Genomic DNA, 24,006 nt, shown 5'->3' on the forward strand with positions numbered 1-24,006 from the left:
GCAGCAATGACGGTGCTGTCGCGCTTGATGCGACGGTAGCCCTGCCCCAATCTGGCCTCCCAATCTCTCGGAATCAACATGAAGATCGCTCAGGAAATTCGCGCCGGCAACGTGATCATGCACGGCAAGGACCCCATGGTTGTGCTCAAGACCGAATACAGCCGCGGCGGCCGCAATGCCGCGACCGTGCGTATGAAGCTCAAGAGCCTGTTGAACAACTCGGGCACCGAAGTCGTCTTCAAGGCCGACGACAAGATGGACCAGATCATTCTGGACAAGAAGGATTGCACCTACACCTACTTCGCCGACCCGATGTATGTGTTCATGGACTCCGAGTACAACCAGTTCGAGGTGGAAGCCGAGAACATGGGCGATGCCATCCAGTATCTGGAAGACAACATGCCCGTGGAAGTGGTGTTCTACGACGGCAAGGCCATCTCGGTCGAACTGCCCACCTCGCTGGTGCGCGAAGTGACCTGGACCGAGCCGGCCGTCAAGGGCGACACCTCGGGCAAGGTGCTCAAGCCTGCCAAGATCTCCACCGGCTTCGAAATCCCGGTGCCCATCTTCGTGGCCCAGGGCGACAAGATCGAAATCGACACGCGTACCCACGAGTACCGCAAGCGCGTCTGAGCCAACGGCTCGGCGCAGCGAAAAAAAGCACCCCGCGGGGTGCTTTTTTCATGCCGGTTCGCGATAGACGCGATCCTTGCTCAACCATACCTCGGCATGGCTGGCACCGGCCGGAATCATCGGGAAGCAGTTCTCCTGCGCCGCCACCGCCACATCCAGAAAATACGGCCCCTCGGCTTGCAGGCAGGTACGCAAGGCCGCGTCGAGTTGCCCGCGCTCGCTGACGCGCTGGGCCTGCCAGCCAAACGCGCGCGCCAGTGCCACGAAGTCCGGCAGCGCCTCGGTATAGCTGTGGCTGTAGCGGCCGCCGTGGATCAGCTCCTGCCACTGCCGCACCATGCCCATATAGCCGTTGTTCGAGAGCACCAGCTTGACCGGCGTGCGGTGCTGCACGGCGGTAGAAAGCTCCTGGATATTCATCAGCACCGAAGCGTCGCCGCTGACGCAGACCACCAGCTTGTCGGGATGCGCAATCTGCGCGCCGATGGCCGCCGGCAGGCCATAGCCCATGGTGCCGGCGCCGCCCGAGGTCAGCCAACGTTGCGGGCGCTCGAAGCGCAGATGCTGCGCGGCCCACATCTGGTGCTGGCCCACATCGGTGGAGACGATGGCATCGCGCCCGGCCAGCGCGGCCTGCAGGCGGCTCATCAGGGCCTGGGGCAGGATGCGATCGCGCTCGTCCTCGAAGCTCAGGCTGTGCTGGGCACGCCAACGCTCGATGCGCGCCCACCAGGGGCCGAGGTCCGGCGCGGCCACCCTGCCCGCCAGCAAGGCACGCAGGCTGGGCAGGCAATCGCCGCGCAAGGCAACGTCGGCGCGCACCACCTTGTGGATGGAGCGCGGGTCGATGTCGAGGTGGATCACCTTGGCGCCGGGGCAGAAGCCGTCCAGCCGGCCGGTCACCCGGTCATCGAAACGCGCGCCGACGCACACCACCAGGTCGGCATGGTGCATGGCCAGGTTGGCCTCCAGCGTGCCATGCATGCCCAGCATGCCCAGGAATTGCGGGTCCGAGGCCGGGAAGGCGCCCAGCCCCAGCAAGGTGAGCGTGCAGGGCGCGCCGCTGCGGCGCACCAGCTGCGTGAACAGTTCGCAGGCGGCCGGGCCGGCATTGATGAGCCCGCCGCCGCCGTAGAACACCGGGCGCCGGGCCTGGCGCAGCAGCGCCAGGGCGGCGTCGATCGAGTCCCCCGCAGGCGGCTCTTCGGCGATCGCGCCATGCACGGGCAGCCCTGCCTGCGGCCGCAGCAGCGGCGCCAGCTGCACGTCCTTGGGCAGGTCCACCAGCACCGGACCGGGCCGCCCGCCCATGGCGCGCGCGCAGGCCTCGGCAACGATGGCCGCCACATCATCGGCGGCGCGCACCTGGGCATTCCATTTGGTCACCGGCCTGGAGATGCCCAGGGCATCGCATTCTTGGAAGGCGTCGGTGCCGATGGCGCTGGTCGCCACCTGCCCGCTGACGCACAGCACCGGCACCGAATCGCACAGCGCATCCAGCAGCCCGGTGGTGGTGTTGCTCATGCCCGGCCCCGAGGTCACGAACACCACGCCCAGCCGGCCGGTGCTGCGCGCATAGCCCTCGGCCGCATGCACGGCAGCCTGTTCGTGCCGCACCAGCACATGGCGCAGGCGCGGCTCGCCATGCAAGGCGTCATAGAGCGGCAGCACGGCGCCGCCGGGGTAGCCAAAAACGGTATCGACGCCCAGGGCCAGCAGGGTGGCGATGAGCGATTGGGCGCCATTGCAGGGCGTAGCGTGAGTAGCAGACATGCCCGAGACTTTGCCGCAATCGCCCCAGCAAAGGCTGCTATTCTTCCGCGCGAATTCGCCGAATTCAGCAAATCATTCTGCGCAACGATCGAACCACAGCATGACCCTGGACAAATTCGACATCGCCATCCTGAGCGCCCTGCAGCAGGACGCGCGCATGAGCCTGCAGCAGCTCAGCGAACTGGTGGGCCTGACAAGCTCACCCTGCTGGACGCGCATCAAGCGCATGGAGGCGGCCGGGGTGATCGAGGGCTATTCGGTGCGCGTGAACCCGGCCCTGATCGGGCTGGGCGACACGGTGATCGTGCAGGTGACGCTGGAGAGCCATTCGGACGAGGCCTTGTTCGAATTCGGCCGTGCCCTCGAGCAGATCCCCGAAGTGCTGGAAGCCTTCCTGGTCTCGGGCGACTACGACTACTACGTGCGCATCGCGGTGGCGGACACGCGCGACTACGAGCGCCTGCTGCGCGAACGCCTCTACAAGATTCCCGGCATCCGGCACAGCAAGTCCAGCTTCGTGCTGCGGCAGCTGAAGCAGAGCCAGCTGCCGCTCAGGCGCTGACGCGCCGGCGTCTCAGGCCTGCAGCTTGTGCTGCTTCTTGGCCTTGGCGCTCAGCTTGCTGCTGTGCTTGGCGTGCGCGGCCAGCGTCTTCTTGGCGCCCTTCTTGGCAGCCTTCTTGGCCTTCTTGGTCTTGTGCTTCACCGCCGCCTTGGCGCTAGCAGCGGGTGCAGCCGGTGCGGCGGTCTCGGTCACCGCCTGGCCCAGCACTGCGGGCGCGGGCGGCTGCACCACCGGGGTGGCCGTCTGGGCAAAGCTGGCGGTGGCGAACAAGGCGGCCAGGGCCAGGCCCAGCATTGATTTCTTCATGTCGGAACTCCAAAAGGGGGCGCCGCAGAACTGCAGCAACAGCGCCAGTCTAGCGCCAGCCGGCGCGTGCCGAGCGGTGCAAGATCAAGTGAACTCGCGTTCGCGCATCCACTTGGTCGCCACCCACTTCTCGCCCGCCAGCACGGGCGAACCGCCGTGCAGGGTCAGGGTCGAGGGGTGCGCGCGCTCGTAGCTGAAGAACACCGCATTGCCCTTGATGGGCGCCACGTCCAGCTTGATGTCGGGGAACACCGTCGAGCCGCCCTGCTCCGGCGTGTTGAGGTACATCACCAGGGTGCCGACGCGCTGGCCGCCACGCGCCAGGATCGCCGGCGTGCTGGCATGGGTGGGATCGAAGTAGTCGTAATGCGGCAGGTACTCGGCTCCGGCGCGGTAATGCAGCACCTGCAAACCCTCGCCGTTCTCCACCGGCCAGCGCAGCAGCTCGGCGATGCGCGCCTCCACGCGGGCGCAGATCTCGTTCTCGGCGCGCTCGAAGAACATGCCCTCGCTGGTGCGGGCCGCGTTGATCTCGCTGCCATCCTTGTCGTTGGCCACGGTCTCGGAGCGCGCCAGCCGCCGCGTGGCGGCCGCCACCATCGCATCGCACTCCTCATGCGACAGCAGGCCGCCGAACACCACCACGCGCGGATGCTCGACGCGCAGCAGCACCTGCACGCGCCGGTCGCTCAGCGGGATCTCGGCCGGCGAGCGGCGCAGATCCGGTTCGGGCACCGGCGATGGCGGCGGCAGTTCGGGGGAGGCCCCGTCCAGGGTCTCGGCGAGGGCCTGCAGGGCCACGCTTTGCGACCAGCCGCTGGCGCACATCGACTGCAGAATCGTCTCGCGCGAGGTGCCCGCCTGGGCATGGTCCTGAATCCAGCGACGCAGTTCGCCGGTGATGGTTTGCGTACTCATGGGCGAACATTCTGCCCAAAGCGCCCGCTACTCGACGCGGCGCCGGAACAACAATCGCTCGGGCGTGGACTGCCCGGCATCGAAACGGTAGCCGTCGGCCGCAAAGGCGCTCAGGCCCTCGGGCCGATCGATGCGCTCGGTGATCGCATAGCGCGCCATCAGCCCGCGCGCACGCTTGGCAAAAAAGCTGATGACCTTGTACTTGCCGTTCTTCCAGTCCTCGAACTGGCACTCGATCACGCGCGGCTTCAGGCTCGGCCGGTCGGCCGCCTTGAAGTATTCCTGCGAGGCCAGGTTGACGATCACCGGCACCTTCTCGGCGGCGGCGCGCTGGTTCAGATGCTCGGCCAGGCGCTCGCCCCAGTAGGCGTAGAGATTGCGGCCCCGCGGGTTGGCAAGACCTGTCCCCATCTCCAGCCGGTAGGGCTGCATCAGGTCGAGCGGGCGCAGCACGCCGTAGAGGCCCGAGAGGATGGCCAGGTGCTGCTGGGCCCAGCGCAGATCCGCAGCGCTGAGGCTGCGCGCCTGCAGGCCGTCGTAGACATCGCCGTTGAAGGCAAGCACGCAGGGCTTGCTGTTGGCGGGCGTGAACGCCGGCGTCCAGGCCGCGTAGCGCGCCACGTTCAGCTCCGCGAGCGCCTGCGACAACTCCATCAACTCGCCCACCTCGGCCGCACTCTTGGGGCGCAGCAGATCGATCAAGGCCTGGGCCTCGGGCACGAATTGCGGCTGGGTCGCCAGCTTGGCGATGGCCGCGGGCACCGGGGTTTCGTAATCGAGCGACTTGGCGGGAGAAAGCAGATAGAGCATGGGCGGGCGGGATGGGAAAGCGCCCGGCATTCTCACCCAAGCGCGGCAGCCTGGATGAACAGCCTTGCTCAGCGCCGCCGCCCCAGCATCAGCAGCACCACCCCCACCAGCACCACCAGGGCCGCCAGCCATTCAAAAGCGCTGATCACCTCGCCCGCCACCGCCACCCCCAGCAGCATCGCGATCACCGGGTTGACGAAGGAGTAGCTGGACGCCAGCGAGGCCGAGGCCTCGGCGAGCAAGAGCATGTAGGCGTTGAAGGCGATCAGCGAGCCGAACACCACCAGATAGCTCCAGGCCAGCACCGCCTCGGCACGCAGCGGCTGGCTCAGGGTCTCGCCGCTGCCCAGGCTCAGCAGCATCAGCACCAGGCCGCCCGCCAGCATCTCGCTGGCAAAGCCCATCGCACCCGGCGCCAGCGGCAGCGCGCGCTGCGACAGCACGCTGCCGACCGCCCAGCAGGCGCAGGCGGTCGTGATCGCCACCAGCCCCGCCGGCGAGGCGCCGAAGCCCTGCCCCAGCGTCAGCATCAGCACGCCCACCAGCCCCACCGCGATGCCGGCCAGCTCCAGGCGCGAGGGGATCACGCGCCACAACAGGTTCAGCGCCGCGATCATCAGCGGCATCACCGCGATGAAGGCCACCACCAGGCCCGAGCCGACGCTTTGCTCCGCGGTGGCCGTGCCGCCCATGCCACCGCCCAGCATCAGCCCGCCCACCACCAGGGCATTGAGCCACTGGCGCCGGTTCGGCCAGGGTGCGCCGCGGCCGCGCATCCAGAGCGCCAGCACCACGCCCGCCACCAGAAAGCGCGAGCCCATCTGGAAGAAGGGCGGGAAGCTCAGCAAGGCGTATTTGATGGCCAGATAGGTCGAGCCCCAGACCAGCCAGGTGGCGGCCAGGCAGGCCAGGATGCGGGGGCTGAGGCCGGTGCCGGCGGGCAGGCTTGCGGTTTGATTCATGGCTCAAATGCTAAGCAAATAGGCCGCACCCTTGAATGCAATCTTCAAGACTTGATCGCGGAATTTCCTTAAACTTCATGGAAATTCCGCCATGCAGCCTTTGAAATCATGATCGATGACCTGGACCACCATGACAGCCGCATTCTTGCCGAGCTCCAGGTGGACGCCCGCCTCAGCATGGCCGAGCTGGGCCGGCGCGTGTTTCTCTCGCAGCCGGCCGTCACCGAGCGGGTGCGCAAGCTGGAGGCGCTGGGCGTCATCACCGGCTACCGCGCGGTGGTGGACAGCGCCAAGCTGGGTTATGCGATCCGCGGCGTGATACGCGTGGGCCGCTGCGACGAGCCGCGCATGCGCCGCGCCATCGAGGCCAGCCCCGAGGTGCTGACCGCCTACAACGTCACCGGCGAGGACAGCTGGATCCTGGAGATCGCGGTGCGCGACGTGGCGCATCTGGAGCAGGTGCTGCAGCGCTATTGCGCGCTCTCCGAGACCTCCACCGCCATCATCCTGCGCAGCCTGCGCGAGCACGCGCCGCTGCGGCCGGCCATGCAAGACCTGACCCCGACGGAGCCCGCGCCCAAGCATGAAAAAACCGCCAGGGCCGGCGGCCGTGGCGGTTGACCGATGCGGGGCCGGCTTACTTGGCGAGCAGATGGTTCACCGCGGCCACGTCATCGGGGCGCAGCTGGCCGGCGGCCTGGCGCAGCGCCAGGCTCAGCAGCACGGTGTCGTAGCGCGCCTTGGCCAGGTTCTGCTGGGTGCTGTAGAGCTGGGTCTGGGCATTCAGCACGTCCAGGTTGACGCGCACGCCGACCTTGTAGCCCAGCTGGGTCGCTTCCAGCGCCAGCTTGCTGGACGACTCGGCCGCCTCATAGGCCTTCACCTGGGCCATGCTGGACTGCCAGCGGAAGAAGGTGCTCTTGGTCTTCTCGGAGACAAAGCGCCGCGCATAGTCCAGGTCGTTGCGCGACTTCTCCTCCAGCTTGAGGGTCTCCTTGATGCGGTTCTGCGTCGCGCCGCCGGTATAGAGCGGGAAGCTCACGGTGACGCCCAGCGAGGCGTTCTTGGTGGTGCCCACGCCCGACTGGGCGGCGGCCAGGCCGCTCAGGTTGTTGTGCAGGTTCTGCGCACCCAGGCTGCCGTTCAGGTCCACCGTCACGCCCTCGGCGGCCTTGGCCTTCTGCGTCTCCAGCTGTGCCACCTCCAGCCCCAGGCGCGCCTTGCGCACGCCGGGGTGCTGCTCGTCGGCCTGCGCCACCCAGGTGTCCACATTGGTGGACGGCAGCGCCGGCAGGGCCACCGGCACCGCCAGGGGCTTGGGTTCCACGCCCACGCGGCCGACGATCTGGTCCAGCGTCACGCGCTTGACGCGCAGATCGTTGTCGGCCGCCAGTTCCTGCGCCGTCGCCAGGTCGTACTTGGCCTGCGCCTCGCGCGTATCGGTGATGGTGGCCGTGCCGACCTCGAAATTGCGCTTGGCCGAGGCCAGTTGCTCGCTGATGGCCGTTTTGTTGGCGCGCGTGGTGGCGAGCGTGTCGCCGGCCGCAAGCACGTCGAAGTAGGCCTGGGCCACGCGGAAGATCAGGTCCTGCTCGGCGGATTCCAGATCCGCCTGCGCCACGCCCAGGGCGCGCTGGGCCTGGTCGATGGTGAGCGCATTGCCGCGGTTGTAGAGCGCATAGCTGCCCTTCAGCCCGGCCTGCAAGGTGTCGGAATTGAGGTTGCCGCCGCTCGGCGGGTCGACACGCTGGTGCGTGGCGGAAGCGCCCAGACCCAGGGTGGGACGCGCCAGCGCGTCGGCCTGCGCCGCCTTGTACTGCGCCGAATCGGCCTGGGCACGCGCGGCCAGGTAGGTGGCGTCATAGGCCCGCGCCGCGTCATAGAGCTCGTTCAGGCTCTGTGCCTGCGCGCCTGCACCGAAGAGGCCGAGCGCCATGGCGAGGGTGCTCAGGCGCAATGCGGTGCGCGCTTTGTTCGACTTGTTCTCACGGACAGCAGGCATGACGCTTCCTTGCAGCATAGTTAGGTCCCAAATAAGGGAGGGTTCGGATCAATATCTGGGCACCATGGGGTCTTGCTCGCAAGACCAGGCCTCGATGCCGCCGGCGAGGTTATAGACGGTTTCAAAGCCCTGGCGCTCAAGAAATGCGACGACTTGCAGACTTCGCATCCCATGATGGCAATAACAGACGACGGGCCGCGCCGGCTCCAGCCGCGCCAGCGCCGCCGGAATCTGCCCCATCGGCACGGCCAGGGTGTCGACGCCGGGCGGGCTGATGCTGGCCAGCGCCACCTCCCAGGGCTCGCGCACATCCAGCAGCAGGGGCGGCGTCGGCGCGTCCAGCATGGCGCGCAGTTCCGTCACCGAGATCTGCTGCATGCGAGGGCTCAAAACACGAAGCCGGAGGCGGCTTCGAAGCCCGGCAGGCGCGGCGCCGCGGTGTCGAACAGCTCGACGCTCTTGTATTCCTTCTCACCCACCCGGGTGGTGAGGGTGGCGCGCATCACCGGCTCCTCGCCCACGATGGCCAGCAGGCGCCCGCCCACCTTCAGCTGTGCCAGCAGGGCCGCGGGCACCTCGGCCACCGAACCCGACAGCAGGATGGCGTCGAACGGCGCCTCGCCGGCCAGGCCCTGGGCGCCGGCCGCTTCGCGCACCGTGACATTGCTGAGGCCGGCGCGGCGCAGGTTCTCGGCCGCCTGCCGCGCCAGCTCGGGGCTGGACTCCAGCGTCACGACGCGCTGCGCGCGGTGCCCCAGCATGGCGGCGAGAAAGCCGCTGCCGGTGCCGATCTCCAGCACCTTCTCATGCCGCGCCACCTTCAGCTCCTGCAGCAGGCGCGCTTCCACGCGCGGGGCCAGCGTGCTGCGCCCCTCGCCCAGCGGCAGCTCGGTGTCGGAGAAGGCCATGGCGCGGTAGGCGGCGGGCACGAAGTCCTCGCGCTTCACCGCGGCCAGCAATCCCAGCACATCCTGGTCCAGCACATTCCAGGGCCGGATCTGCTGTTCGATCATGTTGAAGCGGGCTTGTTCGTAGTTCATGCTCATCCTTGGCTCAAATCTTCCGGCGCGATTCTATTTCCCGGCGCGCGCTGCGCCATTGCCATCCGTCATGCCGCGCGACCATTTGCGCCTGGCCCATTGCGACAGATCGTCCAGGTAGCAGTAGATCACCGGCACCACCACCAGGGTCAGCAGCGAGGAGGTGATGACACCGCCAATCACCGCCTGGCCCATCGGCGCGCGCTGCTCCGAGCCCTCGGAGAGCGCAAAGGCCAGCGGCACCATGCCGAACACCATCGCCAGCGTGGTCATCAGGATAGGGCGCAGCCGCACCCGCGCGGCGTGCAGCAGCGCGGCATCGCGGCTCATCGGCTCGGCATCCACGCCATGGCCATGCTCGCCCTCGCGCGAGCGGATCGCGAAGTCGATCAGCAGGATGGCGTTCTTGGTCACCAAGCCCATCAGCATGACGATGCCGATGATGCTGAACATGTTCAGCGTGGAGCGGAACAGCAGCAGCGCCAGGATCACGCCGATCAGCGTCAGTGGCAGCGAACTCATCAGCGCCAGCGGCTGCAGGAAGCTCTTGAACTGGCTGGCCAGAATCATGTAGATGAAGATGATGGCCAGCCCCAGCGCGCCCACCGCGTACTGGAAGCTCTCGTTCATGTTCTTGGTCGAGCCGCCAAAGGAATAGCGGTAGCCGGGCGGGAACTCGCTTTCCTGCAGGATCTTCTGGATGTCGGCCGAGACCTCGCCCGAGCTGCGCCCCAGGGCGTTGCCGTCGATGGTGATCTCGCGGTTCATGTCGCGCCGGTTGATCTGATTGGGTCCGGTGGAGGGCAGGATATCGGCCACCTGGGCCAGCCGCACCACGCGCGCCGAGCCGTCGCTGGCGGCCGCCACATTGAGGGGCAGGTCTTGCAGATCGGCCAGGCTGTCGCGCTGGCCGGGCGGCAGGCGCACGATGACGTCGTAGTTCTCGCCGTCCGGCGCGCGCCAGTTGCCCACCGTGGTGCCGGCCACCAGGGTGCGCAGCGAGCTCGCCAGGGCGTTCACGTTCAGGCCCACGTCGGCCGCGGCATCGCGCTTCACCTCCACCGAAACGGTGGGCTTGTTGGGCTTGAGCGTGCTGTCAAGGTCCACCAGGCCGGGCACCCGGCGCAGCTTCTCGGTGACGCGGTTGGCGATGCGTTCCAGCTCCTTCAGGTCCGAGCCCTGGATGGAGAACTGCAGGCTCTTGCCGCCGCCCAGATCGGTCTGGCCGATATTGGTGACGGTGATGCCCGGGATGGTGGCGAGCTTCTCGCGCAGCGGCGTGGCGAGATCGGCCACGCTACGCTGGCGGTCCTTGCGGTCCACCAGGCGCACATAGATGGCGCCATAGATCTTGCCGGCGGCAAAGCCGCTGTTGATGGTGGTGACGGTGTAGCGCACCTCGGGCATGGCGCGCAGCACCGCATCGATCTGTCGGGCGCGCGCCTCGGTCACCTCCAGCGAGGAGCCCACCGGGGTGTAGAAGTTCACCTGGGTCTCGGAGAGGTCGGCCTTGGGCACGAACTCCTTGCCCACCCCGCCCAGCAGCACGAAGCTCAGCACCAGGGTCGACAGCGCGATCAGCAGGGTCTTGCCCTTGTGCTGGAGCGACCAGGCGAGGATCAGCTGGTAGACGTCGGACAGCCAGTTGGTGAAGCGATCGAACTGGCCGGTGACGCGGCCCACCGTGCGGTCGTACAGGCTCAGCGGCCCTTCCTTGGGCGCGCCATGGCCGGCATGCGGGTCGTGCCAGACGCTGGACAGCATCGGGTCCAGCGTGAAGCTCACAAACATCGAGATCAGCACCGCGGCGACGATGGTGATGCCGAACTCGTGGAAGAACTTGCCGACGATGCCGCCCATGAAGCCGATCGGCAGGAACACCGCCACGATGGACAGCGTGGTGGCCAGCACCGCCAGGCCGATCTCCTCGGTGCCGTCCAGCGCCGCCTGGCGCGGGCTCACCCCCATCGCCACATGGCGCACGATGTTCTCGCGCACCACGATGGCATCGTCGATCAACAGGCCCACACATAGCGACAGCGCCATCATGGTGATGTTGTTGATGGTGAAGCCGAACAGGTACATGAACAGAAAGGTGCCGATCAGCGCGATCGGCAGCGTCAGCCCGGTGATGACGGTGGAGCGCCAGCTGTTCAGGAACAGGAACACGATCAGCACCGTCAACGCCGCGCCCTCGAACAGGGTGCGCTTGACGTTGGCCACCGAGATGCGCACCGCGCGCGAGTTGTCGCGGTTCACCTCCAGCTTCACGCCCTTGGGGGTCAGGCCTTGCGCGTCCTTGAGCGCCGCCATCAGGCCGTCGACCACCGCGATGGTGTTCTCGCCCTGGCTCTTCTGCACCGACAGCAGCACGGTGCGCTGGCCGTTGTAGAGCGCCAGGCTCTCGACCTCCTGCGGCCCGTCCACCACCTCGGCCACCTGCCAGAGCTTGATGGGGGTGCCGGCACGGCGCGCCACCACGATGTCGCGGAAATCCTCGGGGCGCTTCAGCCGCGCATTGATCTGCACCACGCGCTCCTGCTCGCGCGAGCGCAGATTGCCCATCGGCAGTTCCTGGTTCTCGCTCTTCACCGCGGCCAGCACCTGGTCCACGCCCACGCCCAGGGCCTCCATGGCCTGCGGCTTGAGGAAGAGCTGGATCTGGCGCTGCAGACCGCCCACCACCTGCACCGAGCCGACGCCACGCACGTTCTCCAGGCGCTTTTGCAGCACCTGGGTGGCCCAGGTGGTGAGGTCCTGGGTGCTGGTCTTGCCGTCCTCGGACAGCAGGGCCACGTTGAAGACCGGTGCGCTCTGCGGATCAAAGCGCGAGATGCGCGGCTCCTTGACCTCGTCGCGCAACAGCGGGCGTATCAGCGCCACCTTCTCGCGCACGTCTTCGGCGGCCTTGCGGCCGTCGATGTCGAGGTTGAACTCGATGATCACCACCGCCGTGCCCTCGTAGGAGCGCGAGTACAGCGAGCTGATGCCGGCCACCGTGTTGACGGCCTCCTCGATCTTCTTGGTGACCTCGGCCTCGACGATCTCGGGCGAGGCGCCCGGATAGTCCATTGCCACCACCACGGTGGGCAGATCGATGTTCGGGAACTGGTCGACCGCCAGACGCTGGTAGCTGAACAGGCCCAGCACCACGAAGGCGAGCATGACCATCACGGCCATCACCGGGTTCTGGATGGAGAGTCGGGTGAACCACATGGTCGGGTCCCGCGCTCAGTGCGCCGCACCGCTGGCGGCAGAGGTGGCCGTGGGCGCCACGCGCACGAGGCTGCCCTCCGCAACCGCGCCCGCCGCGGCCGTCAGCACCTGGGCGCCGGCCGCCAGGCCGCCGCGCAGCTCCAGCGCGGGCACACCGCCCTGCTCGCCGGCGGCACCCAGCTGCACCACCTGCGCGCGCACCTTGCCGGCATCGGCCAGCAGCACATAGGGTTGGGCGCGGTCCACGCGCACCGCACCCGTCGGCAGGGCCAGGGCCTCGCGCTCCTCCAGCACCAGGCGGCCGCGTGCGAACATGCCGTGGCGCAGGCCCGCCTGACCGGCCACCCGCAGATAGGCCAGCACCGCGCGCGAGCCCGCCTGGGCGCTCGGGCTGATGCGCGCCACCTGGGCCTGCACCGGCGCGGCCAGCCCCTCCACCTGCAGCAGGGCCGGCGCGCCGATCTTGAGGCCGGCGGCCTGCTCGGCCGGCACCGCGGCCTCGAGTTCCAGCCGCGAAAGATCGACGATCTCGAGGATGCGGCCGTCCACCGCCACGCGCTCGCCCGGCTGGGCCAGGCGCTGCGAGACCTGGCCGGCAATCGGCGCCAGCAGCCGCGTATCCGCCAGCGACTTGCGCGCCAGCTCCACGGCCGCCTCGGCCGCCAGCAGATTGGCCTTGGCATTGGCCTCGCTGGATTGCGCGGCCTCCAGCGCCGTCGAGGAGATGAAGCCCTGCGCCACCAGGGCGCGGTTGTTTGAGGCACTGCGGCTGGCGATGTCCAGCTGGGCCTTGGCGGCCAGCGCGGTCTGCTCGGCCTGGCGCAGGCGCCAATCGAATTCGGTGGCGTCGAGCTGACCGAGCAACTGGCCGGCGTGCACCGTGTCGCCCTCGCGCACCGCCAGGCTCTTCAGCTCGGCGGCCACCTTGGCCTTCAGCAGCGCCATGTCCACCGCGCGCAAGCTGCCCGAGATGTCCAGGCTGCGCGCGAAGCGCTGCGGCTTCAGGGTGACGAGGTCCAGCGCCCCCAGCTCCAGCACCGTGGCGGGCTTGGGCGCGGCGGCCTCGGCCTCCCTGGCCTTCTTGCCCTTGAGATAGCTGGCGCCCAGGCCGCCCACGATGAGCAGGGCCAGCACCGGCACAGCAATCTTCCACCCAGCTTTCATGCGTTCGTCTCCGCGGGAATGTATTGGTTCGTTGGCATCAGGGCGGCGACGCCAGCAGGCCGCGCAGCATCAGATCCAGCTGCACGTCCAGCACCGCCTTGGCATCCAGGGGCGGGCCGTGCAGGGCACAGGCGCCAAAGGAGTGCTTGTGTAACACGAGATGCAGCATCGGCGCGATCAGCACATGCACCGCATGCTCCAGCGGCACCGGGCGGAATTCGCCGCTGGCCACGCCCTTGGCCAGCAGGCCGGCCAGCAGCTCCTGGGTGGGCCGGATCACCTCGTCCACATAGAACTGCGCCAGCTCGGGGAAATTGCGTGCCTCGGCCATCATGATCTTGGTGATGCCGCCGGCCGGGCTCATGCCCATGCGCGCCCACCAGTCCGCCATCAGGGTGCGCAACAGGCTGGCCATGCTGCCGCGATGCTGGGCCGCCAGGGCCACGCTCTCGGTGATCGGCGAGACCAGGCTGGCACGCACCATCGCCTTGAAGAGCTCTTCCTTGGACGGGTAGTAGAGATAGAGCGTGCCCTTGGACACGCCGGCGCGCGCCGCCACTTCCTCCGAACGCGTGGCCGCGTAGCCCTTCTCGACGAACAGGCTCAGCGCCGCGTCCAGCAGCTCCTGCGGGCGGGCTTCCTTGCGGCGTTGACGGGGCGAGGGGGTGGAACTGGCCATGGGCTCATACTGACTGACCGGTCAGTAATGTAGGCGGCTCGTTCCAGCGGGTCAAGACAGCAGGCGGCCGCCTTCGCCGCGCCGGCTATCATCCCGCCCCTGCTTTCATCTGGAGTGCACGTGGACGCCATGCTGTTGATCAAGGCCGCGATCATGGGGATCGTCGAGGGCCTGACCGAATTCCTGCCGATCTCGTCCACCGGACACCTGATCCTCACCGGCTCGCTCTTGGGCTTCAGCGACGACAAGAGCAAGGTCTTCGACATCGCGATCCAGACCGGCGCGATCTTCGCCGTCATCCTGGTCTACTGGCAGCGCCTGGCCGATACCGCCGCCGGCCTTGGCAGCGATGCGCGCGCGCGCCGCTTCGTGCTGAACGTGGCGATCGGCTTCCTGCCGGCCGTGGTGCTGGGCCTCTTGTTCGGCAAGGCCATCAAGGCCCATCTGTTCACGCCCACGGTGGTGGCCAGCACCTTCATCCTGGGCGGCTTCGTGATCCTGTGGGCCGAGAAGCGCCCGCAAAGTACGGTAAAGATCCAGGACGTGGACGGCATGGGCCCGCTGGATGCGCTCAAGGTGGGTCTGGTGCAATGCCTGGCCATGATCCCCGGCACCAGCCGCTCGGGCGCCACCATCATCGGCGGCATGCTGCTGGGCCTGTCGCGCAAGGCCGCCACCGACTATTCCTTCTTCCTCGCCATCCCCACCCTGATCGGCGCCGGCCTCTACAGCCTCTACAAGGAGCGCGCCCTGCTGAGCATGGCCGACCTGCCGCTGTTCGGCGTGGGCCTGCTGTTCTCCTTTGTGAGCGCCTGGATCTGCGTGCGCTGGCTGCTGCGCTACATCTCCAGCCATACCTTCGTGCCCTTTGCCTGGTACCGCATCGCCTTTGGCATCGTGGTCTTGGCCACGGCCTGGAGCGGGCTGGTCGTGTGGGCTGACTAAAATAGCGCCCTATGACGATCACCATCAAGTCCGCGGCCGATATCGCCGCGATGCGCGTGGCGGGCCGCCTGGCCTCCGAAGTGCTGGACATGCTCACCCCCCATGTGAAGCCCGGCATCACGACGGACCAACTCGACAAGCTCGCCTACGATCACATCGTGAACGTCCAGCAGGGCATCCCCGCGCCGCTGAACTACTGCCCGCCGGGCTACACGCCCTACCCCAAGTCCATCTGCACCTCGATCAACCATCAGGTCTGCCATGGCATCCCGAACGACCGGCCGCTGAAGAACGGCGACATCGTCAACATCGACGTCACCGTCATCAAGGACGGCTGGCATGGCGACACCAGCCGCATGTTCATCGTCGGCGAGGGCTCGATCGCGGCCAAGCGCCTGTGCGCCTTCACCTACGAAGCGATGTGGAAGGGCATTGCCAAGGTCAAGCCGGGCGCGCGCCTGGGCGACATCGGCCATGCCATCCAGACCTTTGCCGAGAACGCCGGCTTCGCCATCGTGCGCGAGTTCTGCGGCCATGGCATCGGCCAGAAGTTCCATGAAGAGCCGCAGGTGCTGCATTACGGCCGCCCCGGCACGCTGGAAGAGCTGGTGCCCGGCATGGTGTTCACCATCGAGCCCATGATCAACGCCGGCCGCCGCGAGATCCGCGAGATGGGCGATGGCTGGACCATCGTCACCAAGGACCGCTCGCTGTCCGCGCAATGGGAGCACACCCTGGTGGTGACCGAGACCGGCTACGAGGTGATGACGCTCTCGGCCGGCAGCCCGCCGCCGCCGGCCTTCATCACCGGCTGATCCATGACCGTTCCGGTCATCGGCATTGCCGAACTGAAACAGCACTTCAAGACCGGCAAGGCCGGCCTGCTGCAGGCCTTCCGCGACGCCGAGCCCACCGTGGGGGCCGCCACCGGCCTGATGCGCAAGCTGGCGCGCCATGTCGACGCCACCCTGCAGACCCTGTGGCGCCAGGCCGGCCTGCCCGAGGGTGCGGCGCTGGCCGCGGTGGGCGGCTATGGTCGCGGCGAGCTGTTCCCCTACTCCGATGTGGACGTGCTGCTGCTGCTGCCCGACGGGCTGGAGCCCTACCAGCCCGGGCCGCTGAAGGCCAGCATCGAGGCCTTCATCACCGCCTGCTGGGACATCGGCCTGGAGATCGGCTCCTCGGTGCGCACGGTGGACGAATGCGTCAGCGAGGCCGCCGGCGACGTGACGGTGCAGACCGCGCTGCTGGAGGCGCGCCTGCTGGCCGGCGCCAAGCCGCTCTTCAAGCGCTTCGAGCAGCACATCGCCGCGGCCATGGACGCCAAGGCCTTTCTGCGCGCCAAGGTGCTGGAGATGCGCCAGCGCCATACCAAGTACGACGAGACCCCCTACGCGCTCGAGCCCAACTGCAAGGAAAGCCCGGGCGGGCTGCGCGACCTGCAGTTGCTGATCTGGATCGCGCGCGCCGCCGGCCTGGGCAAGACCTGGACCCAGCTGGCCGCCAAGGGCCTGATCACGCCCTTCGAGAGCCGCCAACTGCAGCGCAACGAGGGCGTGCTCAAGCTCATACGCGCGCGCCTGCATGTGGTGGCGGGCCGGCGCGAGGATCGCCTGGTGTTCGACCTGCAGAACGCCGTGGCCGAGAGCTTCGGCTACCAGGCCAGCAAGGCCCAGCGCGCCTCCGAGGTGCTGATGCGGCGCTACTACTGGGCCGCCAAGGCGGTGAGCCAGCTCAACCAGATCCTCTTGCTGAACCTGGAAGAGCAGATCACCGGCTCGCAGAACGCGCCGATGCGCCGCATCGACGAGCGCTTTCTGGACCGCGCCGGCATGCTGGAGGTGGCGAGCGACGATCTCTACGAGCGCGACCCGCACGCCATCCTCGAGACCTTCGTGGTCTACCAGCGCACGCCCGGCATCAACGGCCTCTCGGCGCGCACCCTGCGCGCGCTCTACAACGCGCGCGAGCTGATGAACAGCGCCTTCCGGCGCGACCCGGTGAACCGCGCCACCTTTGTGCGCATCCTGCAGCAGCCCGAGGGCCAGACCCATGCCTTCCGGCTCATGAACCAGACCTCGGTGCTGGGCCGCTATCTGTGGGTGTTCCGCCGCATCGTCGGGCAGATGCAGCACGACCTGTTCCACGTCTACACGGTGGACCAGCACATCCTGATGGTGCTGCGCAATGTGCGGCGCTTCTTCATCCCCGAGCATGCGCACGAGTACGCCTTCTGCTCGCAGCTGGCGGCGCAGTTCGAGAAGCCCTGGCTGCTCTACATCGCCGCGATCTTCCACGACGTTGCCAAGGGCCGCGGCGGCGACCACTCCGACCTGGGCGCGCGCGAGGTGCGGCGCTTCTGCCGCGAGCATGGCCTGGCCAAGGCGGATGCCGAGCTGGTGCAGTTCCTGGTGCAGCACCACCTGACGCTGTCGCGCGTGGCGCAGAAGGAGGATCTCTCCGACCCCGAGGTGATCGAGACCTTCGCCAAGAAGATGGGCGATGCGCGCCACCTCACCGCCCTCTATCTGCTCACCGTGGCCGACATCCGCGGCACCAGCCCCAAGGTCTGGAATGCCTGGAAGGGCAAGCTGCTGGAAGACCTCTACCGCCTGACCCTGCGCGCCCTGGGCGGCGCCCGGGTGAGCATGGACGTCGAGATCGAGGCCCGCAAGCAGGAGGCCAGGCAAGACCTGGCCCTGCGCTCGATGCTGCCGGGCACCGAGGGCCCCCTGTGGGAAACGCTCACCGTCAGCTATTTCGCCCGCCACGATGCCAGCGACCTGGCCTGGCATGCGCGCTCGCTGTGGCGCCATGTGCAAAGCACCGTGCCGGTGGTGCGCGCGCGCCCCTCACCGGTGGGCGAAGGCCTGCAGGTGCTGGTCTATGCGCCCGACCAGCAGGACCTGTTCGCGCGCATCTGCGGCTATTTCGACAGCGCCGGCTTCAACATCCTGGACGCCAAGGTGCACACCACGCGCCAGGGCTTTGCGCTCGACACTTTTCAAATCATCTCGCCCGACCAGGAGCTGCATCACCGCGATCTGGTCTCGCTGGTGGAGTCCAAGCTGGCGCAGGCGCTGGCGGCCACCGGTCCGCTGCCCGAGCCGCGCCGCGGGCGCCTGTCGCGCCGGGTCAAGTCCTTCCCCTTCACCCCGCGCGTCACGCTGCGGCCCGACGAGCGCGCCCAGCATTGGCTGCTCTCGATCAGCAGCAGCGATCGCGCCGGCCTGCTCTACGCGATCGCGCGCGTGCTGGCGCGCCACCACATCAATCTGCAGCTGGCCAAGATCTCCACCCTGGGCGAGCGCGTCGAGGACACCTTTCTGGTGGACGGCGCCGCCTTGCAGCAGAACAAGCTGCAGCTGCAGATCGAGAGCGAGCTGCTGGACGCGGTCTCGCTGCCGAGCTGATCAGGGCCGTCCTCAGGGCTGGAGGTCGAACACCAGCACCTCGGCGTCGCGGCCCTGCCCCAGGCTCAGCCGCGTCTCCTCGCTGATCTGCAGCGCGTCGCCGGCCTTCAGGGCCTTGCCGTTCACCGTCAGCTCGCCGCGCACCAGGTGTACATAGGCCAGGCGCGCGGCGCTCAGGTTCAGCTGCGCGGCCTCGGCGCCATCGAACAGGCCGGCATACAGCCGCGCATCGGCATGGATGCGCACCGAGCCCTCCGCGCCATCGGGCGAGGCCAGCAGCCGCAGGCGGCCGCGCTTTTGCTCGGCCGGCACATGGATCTGCTCGTAGCCGGGCGCCACGCCGCGCGCATCCGGCTGGATCCAGATCTGCAGGAAATGCGTGGTCTGGTCCTTGGCATGGTTGAACTCGCTGTGCATCACGCCGGTGCCGGCGCTCATGCGCTGCACGTCCCCCGGGCGTATCACGCCGGAGTTCGCGCCACCGGCCTGGCCATTGCCCATGCTGTCCTTGTGCGCCAACTCGCCCTCCAGCACATAGCTGATGATCTCCATGTCGCGGTGGCCGTGGGTGCCGAAGCCGGTGCCGGGGGCGATGCGGTCCTCGTTGATGACGCGCAGCGCGCCGAAGCCCATGCGGCGGGCGTCGTAGTAGTCGGCAAACGAGAAGCTGTGATAGCTCTTCAGCCAGCCATGGTCGGCATAGCCGCGGTCGCAGGATCGGATCAGTTCAAGCATGGTGCGTCGCTCCTTGTTGGCATCCAATGTAGGAGCGCACCCCGGCGGCGTGGCTGGAACGCCTTGAAGCCAGCGTTCAAATAAGATGAAACCATGTCGACCCAGAGCAACAAGAGCAGCAAGAGCACGGACAAGCGCCGCGTCCTCACCCCCGAAGCCCTGTCCATGATGGACAGCATCGCCCGCAGCGGCAGCTTTGCCGCCGCCGCGCGCGAGATCGGCAAGGTGCCCTCGGCCCTGACCTACAGCGTGCGCCAGCTCGAGGAGGCGCTGGACGTGCTGCTGTTCGACCGCAGCTCGCGCCAGGCCGTGCTCACCGCCGCCGGCCAGGAGCTGCTCAACGAGGGCCGCCGCCTGCTGCAGGAAATGGACGCGGTGGCGAATCGCGTGCGGCGCGTCGCCACCGGCTGGGAGAGCCAGCTCACCATCGCCATCGACGACGCGATCGCGCGCCGCGCCGTGTTCGACCTGATGGAGGCCTTCTACAGCCAGCGCCTGCCCGAGGGCGGCGCCCCGCCCACGCGGCTGAAGCTGCGCGTCGAGGTGCTGTCGGGCACCTGGGAGGCGCTGATGTCGGGCCAGGCCGATCTGGCTATCGGCACCTCGGCGCAGCCGCCCGGCACTGCGGTGGTGTGCGAGCCGCTGGCCGAGATGGAGATGATGTTCTGCGTGGCGCCGCACCACCCGCTGGCGCGTCTGCCCGAGCCGCTCTCGGCCGCCACCATGGCCGAGCATCGCATCGTCACCGTGGCCGACACCGCGCGCAGCATGGAGCCGATGACGGTGGGCGTGATGCCCGGCCAGGAGGTACTGACCATGCCCTCGATGGCCGCCAAGCTGGAGGCCTTGCTGCGCGGCCTGGGCTGCGGTTCGCTGCCGGCACCGATGGTGCGCCGCCATGTCGAGGCCGGCCGCCTGGTGCACAAGCGCACCTATGAAAAGCGCCGTGCCTTCCCCCTGCACTACGCCTGGCGCAGCACGGGCCACCCGCCGGCCAAGGCCCTGGCCTGGTGGCTGCAGCAGTTGCAAAGCCCCACCACGCGCCGGGCGCTGGTGGAGCAGCACGAAGGTCTGCTCTTGTGAGCACGGCCTATGTCGGGCGCTATGTTGGTCGATTTGCGCCCTCTCCGACCGGCCTGCTGCATGCCGGTTCGCTGGTGGCGGCGCTGGCCAGTTGGCTGGATGCGCGCGCCCATGGCGGCCGCTGGTTATTGCGCATCGAGGACGTGGACCTGCCGCGCTGCGTGCCCGGCGCCGACCGCCTGATCCTGGGCCAGCTGGCCGCCCTGGGTCTGCTGCCCGACGAGTCACCGATGTGGCAATCGCAGCGCGGCGCGCACTATGCGCAGGCCCTCGCGCGGCTGGAGGCCGAGGGCTGGGTCTATGGCTGCGCCTGCTCGCGCAAGGACATCGCCGCCGCCATCGCCGCCGCCGGCGGGGCGCTGCAGCGTCATGGCGAGCTGGTCTACCCCAGCACCTGCCGCGCCGGCACGCAGGGCCGGCCGCTACGGGCCTGGCGGCTGCGCAGCACAGCGGGCCGGGCCGACGAGCGGCCGCTGCTGATAGCCTGGCACGACCGCCGCCTGGGCGCGCAAGCGCAAGACCTGACCCATGCGGTGGGCGACTTCGTGCTCAAGCGCGCCGACGGCCTGTGGGCCTACCAGCTCGCGGTGGTGGTGGACGACGGCGAGCAGGGCATCAGCCATGTGGTGCGCGGCGAAGACCTGGCCGACAACACGCCGCGCCAGATCCGCCTGCAGCAGCTGCTGGGCTACGCGCGGCCCGCCTATCTGCACACGCCCCTGGTGCTGGGTGCCAATGGCGAGAAGCTCTCCAAGCAGAACGGCGCGCTGCCGGTGGAGCTGGGCGACCCGCTGGCCGCGCTCAAGCAGGCGGCGCTGCCGCTGGGGCTGGCGCTGCAGGCCAGCAGCCTGCCCGAAGCCCTGGCCGAGGCCGTGGCCGCCTGGCCCTACCGGCTGCCGGGCCCGGTTTGATGGCATGATGCCGGCCTCCGCAGAAAAGGAAATGACATGAACACCACCCCCAGCGGCCTGCAATACGACGACACCGTGACCGGCACCGGCGCCGAAGCCAAGTCCGGCCAGGACGTCACCGTGCACTACACCGGCTGGCTCTACAAAGATGGCGTCAAGGGCGCCAAGTTCGACTCCAGCAAGGACCGCAAGGACCCCTTCCAGTTCGAGCTGGACGGCGGCATGGTGATCCGCGGCTGGGACGAGGGCGTGCAGGGCATGAAGATCGGCGGCACGCGCGTGCTGGTGATCCCGCCCGAGCTGGGCTATGGCGCGCGCGGCGCCGGCGGCGTGATCCCGCCCAATGCCACGCTGATGTTCGAGGTGGAGCTGCTGGCCGTCAGCGGCGGCCAAGACGGAGGTGGCGAGATCAGCCTCGAGCTGCAGAGCACCGCCTCCGGCCTGCAGTTCCAGGACGTCACCCTGGGTGAAGGCGCCGAGGCCAAGTCCGGCCAGCGCGTCACCGTGCACTACACCGGCTGGCTCTACAAGAACGGCCTGCGCGGCAAGAAGTTCGACTCCAGCAAGGACCGCGGCGACCCCTTCCGCTTCCATCTGGACCAGGGCCAGGTGATCCGTGGCTGGGACGAGGGCGTGCAAGGCATGAAGGTGGGCGGCACGCGCATGCTGGTGATCCCGGCCGAGCTGGGCTATGGCGCACGCGGCGCCGGCGGCGTGATCCCGCCCAATGCCACGCTGCTGTTCGAAGTGGAACTGCTGGCCGTCTGAGGCCGGCGTTGCAGAATCGAGACGGGGGCCGCAAGGCCCCTTTTTCTTGCCCTCGCCAGGCCCAGGCGCGGGTTTAGCATGGGCCCATGAACCTGCTCGATTTCGACCACCTGCTGCGCTACTGGACCGCCGCGCAGTGGCAGGCCAATGTGCTGATGCTGCTGCACCTGATGGGCGCCATGCTGCTGGGGCTGATACTCGGCTACGAACGTGCCTTCCACGGCCGCGCCGCCGGCATGCGCACCTATGCCCTGGTCTGCATGGCGGCCTGCGCGGTGACGATTCTGGTGGGCTATCCGGACCAATGGTTCGGCGGCCATGTGGCCGGCGGCAGCACGCCGCAGTTCACCGACCCGACCCGCGTCATCCAGGGCGTGGTCACCGGCATCGGTTTCCTCTGCGCCGGCGTCATCATGCGCGAGGGCATGAACATCAGCGGCCTCACCACGGCGGCCTCGCTGTGGGCGGCCTCAGCGATCGGCATCCTGCTGGGCATGGGCTTTTATTTCGCCGCCATCATGCTGACCCTGCTGTGCGCCGGCCTGATGATGTGGGGCGCCAAGCTGGAGGCCAAGCTGCCCTCGCACCCCGCCATCTCGGTGCTGATACGCGGCAAGCCGGGCCGGCATTTCCAGCAGGACGAGCTGGCCGATTTCTCCGAGCGCCTGGGCTTTCGCTTCGCCCCCGGCTCCCTGAGCATCGAACGCAACGGCGAGCGCGAGGAATGGCGCTTCGTCTGCACCGCCAAGCGCAACTACAAGAGCACCACGCTGACGCGTTTCTCCAGCCGTCTGCACGAGCTTGAGGGCGTGGCCGAATACCGCGTCACGCACGCGCGCAACTGACCCCCATGGCCCCGACATCCGTCTGGCGCCTGCTGGCGCTGCTGGCGCTGGCCGGCCCGGCGCTGGCGCAGCGCGCCGAGCATTACAGCCTGCATGTGCGACCCGACATCGAGGCCCAACGCCTGCAGGTCCAGGCCCGGCTGCAGATCAGCGGTGTGCCGCCCGGCAGCCGCGAACTGCTGGTGGCCGCGCCGGGACTGCAGCTCAGCCATGCCGAGCTGGACGGGCAAGACCTGCCCCTGCGCCACAGCGAGGCGGGCTGGCACGTGCAGTTGCCCGCCGGCGTCGGTCCGGGGCTGACGCTGGCGCTGCGCTACCAGGCGCCGGCGGCCGAGGGGCTGGTGTTCGGGCCGAACTATGTCTACACCGCCTACCAGAGCTGCAACTGGCTGCCCTGCGTGGGCCGGCTGCTGGAGCGCGCGACGCTGCACGTCCAGTTCGCGCTGCCACCCGGCTGGCTCAGTGTGGCCAGCGATGCCGAGCGCCCCTACCCGCTCTATGTGCTGGGTTTTGCCGCCGGGCGATTCAAGGAGGCCAGCGAGACCGCCAGCGGCAGGACCCTGCGCTATCTGGGCGCCGTGGACGACGAGGCCGGCCTGCGCGCGCGCTTTGCCAGCACACCGGCGATGCTGGCCTTCTTCGAGGCCAAGGCCGGCCTGCCCCTGCCGCACGCCGAGTACACCCAGCTGCTCGTGCCGGGCGGCGTGGCGCAGGAAGTGAGCCGGCATGCCGTGATCGGCAAGGCCATGCTGGACCCCATCCTGGAGACGCCCGAGGAGGACTGGGTGATCGCGCACGAACTGGCGCACCAGTGGTGGGGCAATCTGATCACCTGCGCCGACTGGAACGAGTTCTGGCTCAACGAGGGCATCACCAGCTTCATGACCGCGGCCTGGAAGCAGCAGCGCTGGGGCGAGGCCGCCTACCAGCGCGAGCTGGAACTGGCCGCCAGGCGCTGGGAGCGCGCCAAGGCGGCGGGCTTCGACAAGCCGCTGAGCTGGCCGGGCGACTACCCCAGCCTCGGGCTGAAGCGCGCCATCCACTACAGCAAGGGCATGCTCTTCATGCATGCGCTGCGCCAGGAACTGGGCGAGGCGGCGTTCTGGCAGGGCTTGCGGCGCTATACCCAGGCGAACGCGGGCCACAGCGTGCGGGCCGCGGATCTGCAAGAGGCGATGGAAGGCGCCGCAGGCATGAACCTGCAGCGCCTGTTCGAGCGCTGGGTGTACTGAGCGCTGGCG

23 protein-coding genes and 1 pseudogene are annotated in these 24,006 nt (G+C 68.4%); 12 read left to right on the forward strand and 12 right to left on the reverse strand.

Translation table 11 applies throughout. From position 1 onward, the window contains the following. Positions 1-78 precede the first annotated feature (78 nt). Positions 79-633 carry an elongation factor P gene (gene efp / locus PFX98_RS21615; RefSeq protein WP_285232540.1) on the forward strand — a complete coding sequence of 185 codons (555 nt, stop codon included), beginning with the start codon at positions 79-81 and terminating at the stop codon, positions 631-633. A gap of 48 nt (positions 634-681) precedes the next feature. Here the strand turns inward: efp and ilvB are convergent, their stop codons facing one another. Then, positions 682-2,406: a biosynthetic-type acetolactate synthase large subunit gene (gene ilvB, locus PFX98_RS21620; RefSeq protein WP_285232541.1), complete on the reverse strand. Its 1,725-nt coding sequence runs from the start codon at positions 2,404-2,406 to the stop codon at positions 682-684. A gap of 100 nt (positions 2,407-2,506) precedes the next feature. Here ilvB and PFX98_RS21625 point away from each other — a divergent pair, with 100 nt between their 5' ends. Next, positions 2,507-2,968, forward strand: coding sequence for an Lrp/AsnC family transcriptional regulator (locus tag PFX98_RS21625; protein ID WP_285232542.1), 462 nt, complete (start codon positions 2,507-2,509; stop codon positions 2,966-2,968). A 12-nt stretch (positions 2,969-2,980) separates the two neighbouring features. Here the strand turns inward: PFX98_RS21625 and PFX98_RS21630 are convergent, their stop codons facing one another. The 4 genes from PFX98_RS21630 to PFX98_RS21645 all read right to left on the reverse strand — a co-directional run bounded on the left by PFX98_RS21630 (position 2,981) and on the right by PFX98_RS21645 (position 5,964). Continuing rightward, complete coding sequence (locus PFX98_RS21630; RefSeq protein ID WP_285232543.1) at positions 2,981-3,274, reverse strand: hypothetical protein; 294 nt, start codon at positions 3,272-3,274, stop codon at positions 2,981-2,983. Between the two features lie 84 nt (positions 3,275-3,358). Next, entirely contained in the window at positions 3,359-4,192 is an 834-nt protein-coding gene (locus PFX98_RS21635; RefSeq protein WP_285232544.1) for a 2OG-Fe(II) oxygenase, read from the reverse strand. Positions 4,193-4,219: 27 nt separating this feature from the next. Continuing rightward, positions 4,220-5,002, reverse strand: coding sequence for a peroxide stress protein YaaA (yaaA, locus tag PFX98_RS21640; protein ID WP_285232545.1), 783 nt, complete (start codon positions 5,000-5,002; stop codon positions 4,220-4,222). 68 nt (positions 5,003-5,070) lie between these two features. Beyond that, complete coding sequence (locus PFX98_RS21645; RefSeq protein ID WP_285232546.1) at positions 5,071-5,964, reverse strand: EamA family transporter; 894 nt, start codon at positions 5,962-5,964, stop codon at positions 5,071-5,073. Between the two features lie 108 nt (positions 5,965-6,072). On the opposite strand from PFX98_RS21645, the gene PFX98_RS21650 reads away from it, so the two are divergent. Next, positions 6,073-6,585, forward strand: a complete 513-nt coding sequence (locus tag PFX98_RS21650; RefSeq protein ID WP_285232547.1) for an Lrp/AsnC family transcriptional regulator — start codon at positions 6,073-6,075, stop codon at positions 6,583-6,585. A gap of 16 nt (positions 6,586-6,601) precedes the next feature. Here PFX98_RS21650 and PFX98_RS21655 read toward each other — a convergent pair whose 3' ends face one another. The 6 genes from PFX98_RS21655 to PFX98_RS21680 are packed head-to-tail and all read right to left on the reverse strand — an operon-like array spanning position 6,602 to position 14,065. Then, the gene (locus PFX98_RS21655) at positions 6,602-7,966 is read right to left on the reverse strand and encodes a TolC family outer membrane protein (protein ID WP_285232548.1); all 1,365 of its coding nucleotides are present in this window, start codon (positions 7,964-7,966) and stop codon (positions 6,602-6,604) included. A 48-nt stretch (positions 7,967-8,014) separates the two neighbouring features. Continuing rightward, a complete protein-coding gene (locus tag PFX98_RS21660; protein WP_285232549.1) occupies positions 8,015-8,344 on the reverse strand; it encodes a rhodanese-like domain-containing protein in 330 nt (109 codons plus the stop codon). Between the two features lie 8 nt (positions 8,345-8,352). Then, entirely contained in the window at positions 8,353-9,006 is a 654-nt protein-coding gene (locus tag PFX98_RS21665) for a protein-L-isoaspartate O-methyltransferase family protein (RefSeq protein WP_285232550.1), read from the reverse strand. Positions 9,007-9,039: 33 nt separating this feature from the next. Further along, positions 9,040-12,222: an efflux RND transporter permease subunit gene (locus PFX98_RS21670; RefSeq protein WP_285232551.1), complete on the reverse strand. Its 3,183-nt coding sequence runs from the start codon at positions 12,220-12,222 to the stop codon at positions 9,040-9,042. Between the two features lie 15 nt (positions 12,223-12,237). Then, positions 12,238-13,386, reverse strand: coding sequence for an efflux RND transporter periplasmic adaptor subunit (locus tag PFX98_RS21675; protein ID WP_285232552.1), 1,149 nt, complete (start codon positions 13,384-13,386; stop codon positions 12,238-12,240). Positions 13,387-13,423: 37 nt separating this feature from the next. Then, on the reverse strand, positions 13,424-14,065 hold the full coding sequence (locus PFX98_RS21680; RefSeq protein WP_285232553.1) for a TetR/AcrR family transcriptional regulator: 642 nt from the start codon (positions 14,063-14,065) through the stop codon (positions 13,424-13,426). 120 nt (positions 14,066-14,185) lie between these two features. On the opposite strand from PFX98_RS21680, the gene PFX98_RS21685 reads away from it, so the two are divergent. From PFX98_RS21685 to PFX98_RS21695, 3 genes are read left to right on the forward strand one after another with little or no spacing between them, the layout of a single operon-like run. Next, entirely contained in the window at positions 14,186-15,010 is an 825-nt protein-coding gene (locus tag PFX98_RS21685) for an undecaprenyl-diphosphate phosphatase (protein ID WP_285232554.1), read from the forward strand. Positions 15,011-15,021: 11 nt separating this feature from the next. Continuing rightward, entirely contained in the window at positions 15,022-15,825 is an 804-nt protein-coding gene (gene map / locus PFX98_RS21690; RefSeq protein ID WP_285232555.1) for a type I methionyl aminopeptidase, read from the forward strand. 3 nt (positions 15,826-15,828) lie between these two features. Beyond that, complete coding sequence (locus tag PFX98_RS21695; RefSeq protein ID WP_285232556.1) at positions 15,829-18,423, forward strand: [protein-PII] uridylyltransferase; 2,595 nt, start codon at positions 15,829-15,831, stop codon at positions 18,421-18,423. A 12-nt stretch (positions 18,424-18,435) separates the two neighbouring features. On the opposite strand, the gene PFX98_RS21700 is transcribed toward PFX98_RS21695, so the two are convergent. Next, positions 18,436-19,158 (reverse strand): pirin family protein, encoded by a 723-nt coding sequence (locus PFX98_RS21700; protein WP_285232557.1) that lies wholly within the window; start codon positions 19,156-19,158, stop codon positions 18,436-18,438. A 93-nt stretch (positions 19,159-19,251) separates the two neighbouring features. Between PFX98_RS21700 and PFX98_RS21705 the strand changes: the two genes are divergently transcribed. From PFX98_RS21705 to PFX98_RS21730, 6 genes and pseudogenes are all read left to right on the forward strand, one after another. After that, entirely contained in the window at positions 19,252-20,241 is a 990-nt protein-coding gene (locus PFX98_RS21705) for a LysR family transcriptional regulator (protein ID WP_285232558.1), read from the forward strand. After that, positions 20,238-21,152 (forward strand): tRNA glutamyl-Q(34) synthetase GluQRS, encoded by a 915-nt coding sequence (gene gluQRS / locus PFX98_RS21710; protein WP_285232559.1) that lies wholly within the window; start codon positions 20,238-20,240, stop codon positions 21,150-21,152. The genes PFX98_RS21705 and gluQRS overlap by 4 nt, the downstream gene beginning before the upstream one ends. Positions 21,153-21,188: 36 nt before the next feature. Continuing rightward, positions 21,189-21,533, forward strand: a pseudogene (locus tag PFX98_RS21715) (FKBP-type peptidyl-prolyl cis-trans isomerase); the annotation flags it as partial. Positions 21,534-21,572: 39 nt separating this feature from the next. Continuing rightward, entirely contained in the window at positions 21,573-21,920 is a 348-nt protein-coding gene (locus tag PFX98_RS21720) for an FKBP-type peptidyl-prolyl cis-trans isomerase (RefSeq protein WP_285235670.1), read from the forward strand. A gap of 86 nt (positions 21,921-22,006) precedes the next feature. Next, positions 22,007-22,765 carry an MgtC/SapB family protein gene (locus tag PFX98_RS21725; protein WP_285232560.1) on the forward strand — a complete coding sequence of 253 codons (759 nt, stop codon included), beginning with the start codon at positions 22,007-22,009 and terminating at the stop codon, positions 22,763-22,765. Positions 22,766-22,770: 5 nt separating this feature from the next. After that, positions 22,771-23,997, forward strand: coding sequence for a M1 family metallopeptidase (locus PFX98_RS21730; RefSeq protein WP_285232561.1), 1,227 nt, complete (start codon positions 22,771-22,773; stop codon positions 23,995-23,997). Positions 23,998-24,006 lie beyond the last annotated feature (9 nt).

This window comes from Paucibacter sediminis (assembly GCF_030254645.1).
GTDB lineage: Bacteria > Pseudomonadota > Gammaproteobacteria > Burkholderiales > Burkholderiaceae_C > Paucibacter_B > Paucibacter_B sediminis.